Annotated in this window: 7 protein-coding genes; all 7 read left to right on the forward strand. The window is 71.6% G+C overall.

From position 1 onward, the window contains the following. Positions 1–9 precede the first annotated feature (9 nt). The 7 genes from ACOOHE_RS19075 to ACOOHE_RS19105 all read left to right on the forward strand — a co-directional run bounded on the left by ACOOHE_RS19075 (position 10) and on the right by ACOOHE_RS19105 (position 12,793). Positions 10–1,053 carry a PfkB family carbohydrate kinase gene (locus ACOOHE_RS19075; protein WP_420455685.1) on the forward strand — a complete coding sequence of 348 codons (1,044 nt, stop codon included), beginning with the start codon at positions 10–12 and terminating at the stop codon, positions 1,051–1,053. 440 nt (positions 1,054–1,493) lie between these two features. After that, complete coding sequence (locus ACOOHE_RS19080; protein ID WP_420455686.1) at positions 1,494–2,516, forward strand: LacI family DNA-binding transcriptional regulator; 1,023 nt, start codon at positions 1,494–1,496, stop codon at positions 2,514–2,516. Positions 2,517–2,582: 66 nt separating this feature from the next. Further along, positions 2,583–4,883, forward strand: coding sequence for a T9SS type A sorting domain-containing protein (locus tag ACOOHE_RS19085; protein WP_420455687.1), 2,301 nt, complete (start codon positions 2,583–2,585; stop codon positions 4,881–4,883). A 79-nt stretch (positions 4,884–4,962) separates the two neighbouring features. Further along, positions 4,963–7,689, forward strand: coding sequence for a TonB-dependent receptor (locus ACOOHE_RS19090; protein ID WP_420455688.1), 2,727 nt, complete (start codon positions 4,963–4,965; stop codon positions 7,687–7,689). 4 nt (positions 7,690–7,693) lie between these two features. Next, positions 7,694–8,719 (forward strand): PorV/PorQ family protein, encoded by a 1,026-nt coding sequence (locus tag ACOOHE_RS19095; protein WP_420455689.1) that lies wholly within the window; start codon positions 7,694–7,696, stop codon positions 8,717–8,719. A gap of 136 nt (positions 8,720–8,855) precedes the next feature. Next, positions 8,856–10,520, forward strand: a complete 1,665-nt coding sequence (locus ACOOHE_RS19100) for a peptidyl-prolyl cis-trans isomerase (RefSeq protein WP_420455690.1) — start codon at positions 8,856–8,858, stop codon at positions 10,518–10,520. A gap of 92 nt (positions 10,521–10,612) precedes the next feature. Beyond that, a complete protein-coding gene (locus ACOOHE_RS19105) occupies positions 10,613–12,793 on the forward strand; it encodes a TIM-barrel domain-containing protein (RefSeq protein ID WP_420455691.1) in 2,181 nt (726 codons plus the stop codon). Positions 12,794–12,797: the final 4 nt, after the last annotated feature.

The raw sequence follows: 12,797 nt of genomic DNA on the forward strand, positions 1-12,797 counted from the left end.
CGCCTCCCCATGCCCACCGTCGTCACCTTCGGCGAGATCATGCTCCGGCTCGCCACGCCCGGCTTCCAGCGCTTTTCCCAGGCCGCCCAGTTCGAGGCCACGTTCGGCGGGGGCGAGGCCAACGTCGCCGTCTCGCTGGCCTACTTCGGCCACGACGCCCGGTTCGTGTCCCGGCTCCCCGAGCACGCCATCGGTCAGGCGGCCGTCGACCGGCTCCGCCAGTTCGGCGTCGACACGCGATTCGTCGCGCGCGGAGGGGACCGCGTGGGGATCTACTTTTTGGAGACCGGCGCGAGCCAGCGGCCGTCGAAGGTCATCTACGACCGGGCGCACTCGGCCGTGTCCGAGATCGAGCCCGGCGACGTCGACTGGGTCGCCGCGTTCTCCGGGGCCGACTGGTTCCACTGGACCGGGATCACGCCGGCCCTGGGGGACCAGCCGCGCGCCGCGCTCCGGGCCGCGCTCGACGCCGCGAAAGCGGCTGGCGTCACCGTCTCGTGCGACCTCAACTACCGTTCGAAGCTGTGGACCGTCGACCAGGCCCGGGCCACGATGCGCCCGTTGATGGAGTCGGTCGACGTGTGCGTCGCCAACGAGGAGGACGCCGACCGCTCGCTCGGGCTGACGGCCGGCGAGACCGACGTCGAGGGCGCCGAGCTGGACGAGGCCGGCTACGCCCGGCTGGCGGAGCGGCTGCGCGGCGAGTTCGGGTTCGACGCCGTGGCGATCACGCTGCGCGAGAGCCACAGCGCCAGCGACAACGGGTGGAGCGCCATGCTCCTGGGCGGCGCCGGGACGGCCGCGCCACTCGCGGAGCCCGTGCGGAGCCGGCGGTACGACGTCCGCCTGGTCGACCGCGTGGGCGGCGGCGATAGCTTCGCCGCCGGCCTCATCCACGGCCTGCTGACGAAGGACGAGGCCGCCGACGCGCTCGAGTTCGCCGTCGCCGCGAGCGCCCTCAAACAGACGATCCCCGGCGACCTCAACTTGACGACGGCGGCCGAGGTCGAGAAGCTGGCCGGCGGGTCGGGCTCCGGCCGCGTCGAGCGGTAGCCCAGCCGACGTTGTCCGTTCGGGCCTGAGACGCACCGGGACGCCGATTTCTGTTCAGGGTTCAGGGTTCGTCGGCCGCGAGTCCGGAGCCGTGTCTCGGCGAACCCCGATACCCGCTCTGGCGGATCCTGCGCCACGCTCCGCCCCTGCTCGATGTTCGGTAGGGGCATACCGGCGGTATGCCCGCACGACCGGCCTCGGAGCGAGTCGCGGGGTCCCAGCAAACGGGTGTGAATCTCGAACCCCGAGCCTCGAACCGCCGGCAGCCACGAGTCGGGAGCCCCGTTTTGGCGAATCCTGAACCGCCGACCCCACCGGCGGCGGGCGCGGCGCTCGGCCGCGGGAAACGGCCTCGGTGAAGGGCTTGCAAACGGCTGCGCATTGTTTTATGTTTAGTAAACCGGTTTACCTGAGTTCGAGCCGGTCTACCTGAACCGCCCGTGAGCACGATCACCATCACCGACGTCGCCGACGAGGCCGGAGTCTCGAAGGCCACCGTCTCCGCCGTCCTCAACGACCGTCCGAACGTGGGGCCGGCGACGCGCGACCGCGTCCGCAAGGTGATCGCCGACCTCAACTACCGCCCCCGCGCGTCGGCGCGGCTCCGTGGCGAGCGCCGGTCGTCGCCGGTGATCGGGCTGGTGATCAAGGAGATCGCCAACCCGTACTTCGCCGAGATCGTCAAGGGCGTCCGGGCCGAGGCCGCCGAGCGCGGCTACCTCCTGGTGGTCTGCGACACCGAGGGGAGCGCGGCCGAGGAGGCCCGCTCGTGCCGCGTGCTGCGCGATCACGGGGCCGAGGGCATCATCGTCTCGCCCGTGCGTGGCGACGGGGCCGACTACGCCCACCTTTTCGACCTCCGCCGCCAGCGGTTCCCGTTCGTCCTGCTGGGCTCGGTCGTCGGTATCCAGGCCTCGGCCGTCTCCGTCGACAGCACCGAGGCGGCCAAGACGGCGGCCCAGCACCTGCTCGACGCCGGGCTCGAGCGGGTCGTCCACGTCGCCGGCCCGGCGTACTCCCAGCACAGTCGGGAGCGGATCGAGGGCGTCCGCGCCGCCTACAGCGAGTCCTCGCGGACGTTCGAGCCGGGCTATATCGTCGAGGCCGGCGCCTCCATCGAGGAGGGCTACGACGCCGGCCGGCGCCTGTTCGCCGGCTACGACGGCCCGCGCCCGCTGGGCGTGACGTGCTACAACGACCTCGTCGCCCTCGGCGTCTGGCGGGCCGCGCTGGAGGCCGGCTGGTCCGTGCCCGAGGACGTGGCGCTCGTCGGGCTCGACGACATCGAGCTGGTGCAGCAGCTGCCGCTCGGGCTCTCGTCGGTCCACAGCCCCAACGTCGAGCTCGGCCGGCGCTCGGCGGCCCTGCTGTTCGAGCACCTCACCGACGGCGCCCCGGCCCAGCCGACCCACGTCGTCCTCGACACCCACTTGGTGGTCCGGGCCTCGTCCCAGGTCGTCTGACCCTCATCAGCCGAGGGCGCGATGCCCTTTTCTGGAAGCGCTTTTCCCTCTCCACCCCCGACGCCCATGCGTACCGCTACCCGTCTCGGCCTCCTGGCCGCCCTCGTCACCCTCCTGGTCCCACAGGCCAGCGCCCAGTTCGGGCGCGCGGCTGGGGACAACTTCGTGTTCTTCTCCGAGGGGCTCAACTTCCGCCTCACGCTGGAAGGCTCCCGGACCTACTTCCGCACCGTCGAGGACCCGATCGGCGAGGAGGGGATGGTCGCCGAGTACGACTTCTTTAACGACAGCCGCACGCTGGGCTTCCGCTTTAGCGGCGGGCGCGAGGGGATCAGCTTCCTCGACAACGTGACCGAGGGCGACACGCTGTTCTTCAAGTTCCGCGCCGAGCCCGTCCACGCCGGCCAGGGCGACGACAACTTCACGCTCCGGTTCGAGGACCGGTTCGGCTCGCTCGGCAACGTCTCCGACGGCAACAACGTCCCGTTCCGGCTCGACTGGACGTTCCCGGACTCCCTGCTCGACGGGACGTGGCACGACCTCGCCATCCCGCTCCCGCCCCAGACGTACAACGAGCTCCAGGCCATCAAGGACGGCGCCAACCCCGACCCGTTCACGGCCAACTGGGAGTACTCCGGCTCGACCGGCGGCGTCGACGGCGCCGTCGACCCCGAGGGGCCGATCGGGACCGACGGGCTCGGCCCGAACACGAACGAGCGCCCCCAGTTCTGGCGTGAGTTCGAGTGGTCCAATGTCTACAACGTCGGGACCTACTGGCCCGTCGACCCGTCCGGCGACGGTTCGGCGACCGTCTGGTTCGACGACTTCTACATCGGGAACAGCGACGTCGACCTCGCCGACCTCCGCGACGCGCCCGAGGTCTACGCCGCCCCGCTGACGCCGGCCGTCTCGGACAACGTGGTCACGCTCGACTTGGTCCAGGACCCGGCGTACGTGGCGTACCGGGCCTACTTCAGCGGCTCGCCGATCTCGGGCGTCCCGGCCACGGCCGCCGACTCGATGAACGTGATCGCCACGTCGATCATCGAGCCCCGCCTGTTCCCGACGCTCGACCCGACCGACGCCGAGGACGTCGCGGCCCGCTACGTCGCGCTCCGGCCGCACCCGAACGTGGGCGACGAGACGGTCGACCTGTACTACGGCGTCTCGACGTTCAACCTGTTTGGCGAGGAGACGATGACGCTGGCGACCGGCGGGCCGGTCCAGGTCACGCGCGAGACGCGGCCGTGGATCTTCGAGGTCTCTGCCGACGCCGCCGACGACATCATCGGCGACCTCGCCGACGGCGACGTCGACCCGGCCGCGCTGGAGCTCTCGGGCCGCCGCCCGTTCCAGTTGGGCGTCGGGGAGGGCACCGGGTTCAACTTCGGCGACCCCGAGGTGGCCGGCGACGCCAGCGCCAACGTCTGGGTCGCCTTCGCGGAGGACTCCGAGGACGAGGACAACACGCTGTTCATCGTCTACGCCGAGGTCGAGGACGACATCCTGATCGCCGGCCAGGACGCTGACCAGGACGGCCGGTTCGACGGGACGGGCAACCAGGAGAAGTACGACTCGATCTTCATGCGCTTCGGCGGCTACGAGATCGAGGACGGCATCGCCTCGGGCGGCAACCTCTTCCCCGAGGTCGGGACCGACCGGCCGGACTACGTGGTCTTCTTCCAACTCCTCCGCGACAACCCCGACGACACGAGCCAGCGGATGGTGACCGGCGTCGACATGTTCTCGGGCTCCGACCCCATCGGCGAGATCGTCTCGCCGGCGGTCGAGGTCACGGCGACGGGCTACCGGTTCATGGCCGTGTTCGGCGCCAGCGAGATCGTCCGCGACGGCGAGGACGTGTTCGAACGGCCGGCCTCGAACGAGATCTCGCTTATCCCGTTCTCGCTCAACTTGCAGGATCAGGACTTCGACAACGTGTTCTCGACGTCGAACCGGACGCTGTACTACGACACGGACCGCGGCGACATCAACGGCGCCTACGGCCAGATCTTCGCCACGCCGCTCCAGTGGCCCGCCGTCGCGCTCGTGGGCAGCGACGTGGTCGCGGTGGCTGAGGAAGGCGGCCCGGCCGACGACGGCTTCCGCTTGGGCCAGAGCCACCCGAACCCGGTCGCGTCGGGCACGGCGTCGGTCTCGTTCGACCTGCCCGAGTCCGCCCCGGTCTCGCTGACGGTGTACAACGTGCTCGGCCAGGAGGTCCTGCGCGTGATGGACCGCGAGGACCGCCGCGCCGGGCCGCACACGGTCCGCGTCGACGTCTCCGGCCTGGCGGCCGGGCTCTACGTCTACCGCCTGAACGCGGGCGACCGGACGGCCACGAGCCGGATGGTCGTCGTCCGCTAGGACGCCCCTCGGGGCGGGGGGCGTGAAGGCGTCCCCCGCCCTTTTTTCTGTCGGAAGCCCCGGCCTGGCCGGACCCACGATGCACCGCGCCCTCCTCACGCTCGCCCTGCTGGCGGCGGCCGTCGCCGCCCCGGCCGCGGCCCAGTCGACCGGCCGCGTGGCCGGGACGGTCACCGACGCCGACGGCAACCCGATGCCGGCCGTGAACGTGGTCGTCGACGGGACCACGCGCGGCGTGGCGACGAACGTCGACGGCGAGTACAGCCTGCTGCTCCGGCCGGGCACGTACACGCTGCTGTACCGGTTCGTCGGGTACGCGACGGCCCGGGCCGAGGACGTCTCGGTCCGCATCGACCAGACGACGACGTTCGACGTCACGCTTCGGGAGGAGAGCCTGGGCGGCGAGGAGGTGGTCGTGACCGCCGAGCGCCCGCTCGTCGAGACCGACCGGACAACGACGAAGGCCGTCGTGGACTCGGAGCAGCTCGACGCGCTCCCGGCCATCAACTTGCAGGAGGTCGTGAACTTGCAGGCCGGCGTCGTGGACGGCCACTTCCGCGGCGGGCGCATCCAGGAGGTCGCGTACCTCGTCAACGGCGTCCCCATCAACAACGCGTTCAGCGGCCAGGCCGCGTTCACCGTCGAGCAGAACCAGGTCGAAAACCTCGAGGTGATCTCGGGCGTGTTCAACGCCGAGTACGGCCAGGCCCAGTCGGGCGTGGTCAACATCGTGACGAAGGACGTGCCCCGAGCCTGGACGGCGTCGTACCTCGGCTACGCCGGGACGATTGCGTCGGGCCGCGACCTCGAGTTCACCGAGCGGACGGAGGCGGCCGGCGACGGCTTGCCGATCACGGCATTCCAGACCGTCCGGGTCCCGTACGGCGAGGCCGCCGGGCTGGTCAACGTGGTCGACCAGCAACTGTCGTTCGGCGGGCCGATCCTCCCCGGCCGGTTCGGCGTCCGGGTGTCCGGCCGCTACATCCAGGACCGCGGCACCGACATCGGCCGGCGGCTGTTCCTGCCGTCCGACAGCTCGTCGTCGCAGAACGACCGCGGCGACACGTTCTTCGGCATTGCCAGCGGCGACCCGGAGACGTGGCGGATCGACTCGAACGGCGACGGCGCCTTCGTCCCGCTCGACGGCGGCACCCGGATGAGCTTGAACGGCAACGCGGTCTACAACGTGACCGACGCGCTCAAGCTGGACTACAACGTGTTCTTGCAGGGCAGCGACTACACGCCGTACTCGCAGCCGTTCAAGTACAACCCCGACGGGCTCGCGTCGTCGTACGGGTTCACCCAGACGCACATCGCGGCCATCCGCTACCTCGCCGGGACGAACATGTTCGTCAACCTCAGCTACAGCTTCCTCCGCGACAACACCGAGAGCTACCTCTACGAGGACCCGCTCGACCCCCGCTACGTCGCGTCCAACCTGGGCGGGTCCGGCCTGTACGCCTTCTCGCTCGGCGGCAACAACCTCGGGCGGACCGACCGGACCACGGCGACGCACACGGTCGTGGGCAGCGTCGAGAGCCAGCTGAACTCGGTCCACCTGATCAAGACCGGGTTCCAGGTCCGGGCGCACTCGCTCAACAACCGCGAGCAGGCCACCCTCGTCGAGCCGTCGGCCGAGGGCCAGACGGTCCGGCTCAACCCGAGCCGGTTCGCCGACGACCGGCTCGACGCCCAGCCGTTCGAGGCCGGCGTCTACGTCCAGGACCGGATCGAGCTCGACGCGCTCATCATCAACGCCGGCGTCCGCGCCGACTACTTCGACCCGAACTACCTCATCCCCGTCGAGTGGGCGCTCGCCGACAGCCTCTACTTCCGCGACCCCGCCAGCCCGGCCGACTCGGTCTTCAACCGGACCGACGCGCCGGCCTCGTTCCAGGTCAGCCCCCGGCTCGGCATCGCCTTCCCGATCTCGGCGACGGGCGTGCTCCGGTTCTCGGCCGGGATGTTCTTCCAGACGCCCCGGTTCTCGCTGTTGTACACGAACCCGGAGTACGAGCCGGGCCTGTTCGGCAACGCCGCGCTCGACCCCGAGCGGACGATGGCGTTCGAGATGGGCATCCAGCAGGGCATCACGAACTCGCTGGGCATCGAGGTCACGGCCTACTCGAAGGACATCCGCAACCTGACCGGGACGCAGGTCGAGCTCGACCCGCGCGGCAACTTCGTCTCGCGCTGGATCAACGTCGACATCGGGACGGTGCGGGGCGTGACGCTGTCGCTGTTCCAGCGGGCCAGCCGCACGAGCCCGATCAACTGGACCGTCGACTACACCTACCAGTTCGCCGAGGGCACGGCGTCGGACCCCGGCGAGTCGTTCATCCGGGGCGCCAGCGGCGAGCGCGAGGAGGTCCGGCTGGTCCGGCTCAACTGGGACCGTCGGCACTCGCTCAACGGGACGCTGGGCTACCGCCAGGGGCCGCTCCGGGCGAGCCTGCTGGGCCGGTTGCAGAGCGGGACGCCGTACACGTCGGTCCGGGAGTTCATCAACTCCGTCGTCAAGAACGACCAGGACCAGCCGGCCTCGTTCACCGTCGACGCCCGCGTCTTTTACCGGGTCCCGTTCGTGCCCAAGGCCGAGGCGTTCTTGCAGGTGGATAACCTGACGGACGCCGTGGTCCAGCGCCGGGTCTACCCCGACACCGGGCTGGCGACGGAGTCGGTCCAGGCCGAGCTGTACCGGGGCTCGCTCATCCGCGGCATCAACTCAATCGACGAGTACGTGTACCAGCCGAGCTTTTTCGGCTCCCCCCGCCGCGTGAGCCTGGGGCTCCGCGTGTCCCTCTAGCGCCATGAAGCTGCTTCTGCTCGGGGCGCTCGCCGCCCTCCTCGCCGTCCCCGCCTCCGCCCAGACCCGCGTGGGCACGACGGCGGCGCCCTTTTTGACCATGAACGCTGGTGCCCGGACGACGGCGCTCGGCGGCGCCGGCACGGCGGCGGTGAACGGGACGGAGGCGCTCTTGTGGAACCCCGGTGCGGCGGCCTCGGCCCAGCGGATCGGCGAGGGCGGCGTGCTCCTGTCGCATCAGGAGCTGTTCGCCGACATCACCCAAGACGTCGGCGCGCTGACGGTGCCGATTGGCGCGGGCGTCGTGGGGTTCCACGTCGTGAGCGTCGACTACGGCCGCGTCGACGTGACGACGGAGTTCGACGAGGACACCGGCGAGACGTACGGGGCCAGCGACTTGGTGGCGGGCCTGACGTACGCGCTGCCGCTGACGGACCGGTTCACGGTCGGCGGGACGGCCAAGTACGTCCGCCAGTCGATCCGGGACATGGCGGGGACGTCGGTGGCCTTCGACCTCGGGTTCGTGCTCGAGACGCCGTACCTCAACGGGTCCCGGCTGGCGGCGTCGATCCGCAACTTCGGCAGCGCGCTCGAGATGGAGGGGATCAACGGCCGCGTGTTCGTCGACCCCGACCCGACGAATGCCGGCAACAACGACCAGATCCCGGCCAGCTACGACATCTCGGCCTGGAACCTCCCGCTCTCGTTCGAGCTCGGCGTGTCGGTCCCGGCCATCCGCCAGGGCAACGCCGAGGTCCGGCTCATGGCCGACGTCGAGCAGATCAACGACTTCGAGCTCAACGGCGACTTCGGCGCCGAGGCCCGGTACGTCCTGGGCAGCGTCGCGCTGGCGGGCCGCGTCGGCTACCAGAACCTGACGGCGGGCGAGGCGACCGTCGACGCGCACCTCGCCTACGGCGCTGGCATCGAGGTCGACGCCGGCCGCATCCGCCTGGGCGTCGACATGGCCTACGTCCCGTTCGACTTCCTGGGCTCGACCCAGCTCATCGACGTCCGGATGACGTTTTAGTGGACCTCCGAGATTTTCTCCTCGCGTGTGCTCGGACATCGTGCGTAGTGCGTGGTGCGTGTCCTGACGTCCGCCACGCGACACGCAGCACGCGACACCTCTCGCACTCGTCGGGCTCGATTTGAAGCGCTACGACATGACCCGATGGCTCCTCCTGCTCGCGGTGCTGGCGGCCGGCTGCGGCCCGGACGCTGAGCCGGCCGTGCCCGCGCCGGCCGGCGTCGTGGCCGAGGTCGCGGGCGAACCGATCCGGGCGGAGGACTTCGAGCGAACCTACATCGACCGCCTGCTCCGAACGGGCGAGCCGGACACCGAGGCCGGCCGCTGGGCGCACCTCGACCGCCTGATCGCCGAGGCGCTGTTGGCCCAAGAGGCGCGCGCGCGCGGGCTCGACGCCGACCCGGCCGTCCGCCAGTCGCTCGCGGCACGGCGCGACCAGGCGCTGGCGTCGGCGTACTACGACCACGCTTTTCTGGCGTCGCTGCCGACGCCAACGGAGGCCGAGATTCGCAGCGCCTACGCCCGCGACGCAGCGAAGGCGTCGGTCCGCCACGCGCTGTTCCAGACGGAGGACGAAGCCGCTGCCGCCTACGCCCAGGTCGTCGCGGGCCGGCCGTTCGCGGAGGTGGCCGCCCAGGCGTTCGGCGTCGGCGCCGACTCGGCGGGCGTGCTGGGCGAGGTCGGCTACTTCGAGATCGACGACGCGGTCGCCGAAGCGGCGTTCGGGCAGAACCCCGGCTCCGTGTCGCGGCCGGTTCGCTCGCCGTACGGCTGGCACCTGGTCCAGACGTTGGACGTCGTGACGGCCCCGCTGCTGACGGCCGACGGGCTCGACGCCCGCCGCGAGGGGCTGACGAACCAGGTGGCCCAGCGCAAGCGGCGGTTGGACGGCGGCGCGTTCGTGCGGTCCCAGATGGCGGCCCTGAACGTCCGCGTGCGGCCCGAGGCGATGCGCCAGTTTGCCCAGGCCGTGACTGGGCTAGAGCCGGTCGAGGCGCCGACGGAGGGGCCGGGCGAGTTGCGGGTCCAGGACGCCCGGGCGCTGAGCGAGGCGCTGGCGCCGGGCACCGTCCTGCTGACGTACGCCGAGGGCGGCCAGACGCGCGCGTTCACCGCCGCCGACGCCGTCCGCTGGCTCCCGACGATGCCGTTCGCCGAGCTGATGACGCGGCCGGCCGCGTCCGTCGGCCGCGCCCTCCGCAACGAGGTGTTCGCCCGCCGCGCCCAAGCCGCCGGCCTGGCCGACGACCCGTTCGTCCAGCGTGAGACGGCTCGGGCCGAGCGCCAGATCCTGACGGCCCTGATGCGCCGCACGTTGGAGGCCGAGGCCCCCGACCGCGCCCCGGCCGACGTCACCGACCGGGCGCTCGACCGGCTCCGCGCCCGCCTCGCCCGGACGACGCGCGTCGACGGCTGGGCGGTCCCCGTCGCGTCCGCGGCCGAGGGCGAGGCCGTCCGCGACGCGGGCGCCGACCCCGCCGCACGGCCCGGCTACCGCGCGCTCGACGGGCTGGCGGTGGCCCAGGCCCAGAACCTCCGCGACGCGCTCCGCCGCGCGCCCGTCGGCCAGACCGTCGTGACGGGCTTGCCGGACGGGGCGTGGGCCGTCGTCCACGTCGCGCGGCGGTCCGACGACGGCGTCCGCATCACGGCGGCCCAGCGCGACTCGGTCGCCCGCCGGCTGGCCCCGCGCGTGCCCGAGCTGGCGCTGCTCCCGGCGCTCCGCCAGCGGGCCGAGGTCCGCGTCGACTCGTCCGCCTTCCGCGCCCTGATGCGCGCCGCCCGCCGAGCCTCGGCGTGACAGACGAGTAGGGACTGCCCAGCCTCACATCAGACCTCTTCTCCTCACCTCCTCTTCTCTCCGCACCCCTTTCAGCCGACGCACGCCTCGACATGACCCTCGCCCTCACGTTCTTCCTCGCCCAGGCCCTGTTCACGACGCCCGATGGCGCCGAGGTCCGCCGCGCGCCCTACGTCGACGCGGCCGGGCTGGTGTCCGTCGAGGTCGAGCACACGCCGACGGTGGGCGGCTGGACGCGGCACGACGAGTGGACCGGGACGCACCTCCGCGCGCGCGACGAGACGCCGTTCGAGGTGGCGCTCGACGTGGCCCAGCCGGGCACGGTCACGGTCTGGGTGCTCGGCCGGCAAGGGAGGGGGGCCGAGGGGCCAGTGACGGTCTCGCTCGATGGGCACACGTCGGAGGTCGCCTTCGAGGACTACGCGATACGCTGGACGCGCGGCGCGGCGCGGCTGGCGGTGCCGGCGGGCCGGTCGAGCGTGCTGGTGACGGGGCCGGAGAACGCCCGCGTCGACAAGCTGGTGCTGGCGTGGGACGCCGACTGGACGCCCGAGGGGATCGGCCCGCCCGAAACGACCGACCGCGGCGTCCGCCAGCGGGCCGCCGGCCCGCGGCCCGACGTCGTGCTCCCGCCGGCGTGGGCCTTCGGCGTGCTGTACGGCGGATACACCGACCAGCAAGAATCCGTCGACCGCGTCGACCGGTTGGTCGCCGACGACTACCCCATCGACGCCTACTGGGTCGACTCGTGGTTCTGGGATTACACGCGCCAGGGCGACGGGCCGGGCGGCTACCTGGACTTCGAGGGCGACCGGGAGGCGTACCCCGACGTCGAAGCGTTTTGGAGCGCGCTCGAAGCGCAGGGCGTCAAGTCGGGCATCTGGATCTGGAACACGATTTTGCAGGACGGGAATGAGGAAGTATTCCAGGACGCCGTCGACCGCGGCCTGTGCGTCCGCGTCGAGCGGAACACGAGCGGGTGGCACAACGAGGGCTCCGACTCGATGACGTGCGACCTCGACTTCGAGAGCCCCGAGGTCGTGGCCTACTGGCGCGGCAAGCTGGCCCCGTTCTTCGACGCCGGCCTCGACTTCCTCAAACTCGACCGGAGCGCCGACGTCCCGTTCACGCGCACCAACTTTGAGGCGACCGCCGAGATGGGCCACGAGACCGGCGGGCGCGGCTTCGTGCTCGCCCACCTCCACTTCTCCGACGACCCCGACTTCGTGCGCTACCCCGCCAAATGGTCCGGCGACGCCAAGACGGCGTGGAGCCAGCCCGGCTGGCCCGACCAGCGGGTCTACGCGATGGGCGCCTACCGCGAGAACGTCGAGATGCTGGCCGACCCGCTCCTGTCCACGTCCGAGATCCCGTTCCTCAGCCACGACACCGGCGGGTTCAACTTCTACGGCTCGACCGAGATGGGCGACGCGCTCTACATGCGCTGGGTCCAGTTCTCGGCCTTCGCCCCGGTCATGCACGTGTTCGCGTCGTACCAGAATCCGACGTCGAACATGCCGTTCAACTTCGGCCCGAGCGCCCAGGAGACGTTTCGGGAGTACACCCACCTCCGCGCCCGCCTTTTCCCGTACCGCTACGCCGTCGCCCACCGCCTGCGCGACACGGGCGAGCCGATGGTCGAGGGGACGACCGAGCACCCCGACCAGTTCACGTTCGGCCCGGCGTTCTTGGTCGCCCCGGTCACCGAGTACGGCGCGACGTCGCGCCCAGTCGCGTTCCCCGAGGGCGAGTGGGTCGACTACTGGACCGGCCAGCGCCACGCCGGCGGCACCACGGCGACGGTCGAGGCGCCGATGGACCGGCTGCCGCTGTTCGTCCGCGCCGGCTCCATCGTCCCGATGCGCGACTACGCGCGGTCGGTCGAGGCCGGCACGAACGACCACCTCACGCTCGACGTCACGCCCCCGACCTCGGGCACTGCCCGGTTCACACTCGCCGAGGACGACGGGACGAGCCCGGCCTACCTCGACGGCGCCGTCGGCCGGACCGAGCTGACGGCCCGGCGCGACGGCGACGCGCTGGCGGTGACCGTCGGCGCGATGGCCGGCACGTTCGACGGCGCCCCGACCGACCGCGCGTGGACGCTCTCCGTCCGCGACCAGGACCGGCCCGCGAGTGTGACCGCCAGCGGGGCGGCGCTCGCCGAGACCGCCGACGGCCGCGGCTGGTCGTACGACGCCGGCGCCCGCACCCTGACGGTCCGCCTGGGGCGCCTGCCCGCCCGCGCCTCCCACACGGTTACCATCCGATGACTCC

Origin of the sequence: Rubrivirga sp., from assembly GCF_965213695.1 — a bacterium.
Taxonomy (GTDB): Bacteria; Bacteroidota; Rhodothermia; order Rhodothermales; family Rubricoccaceae; genus Rubrivirga.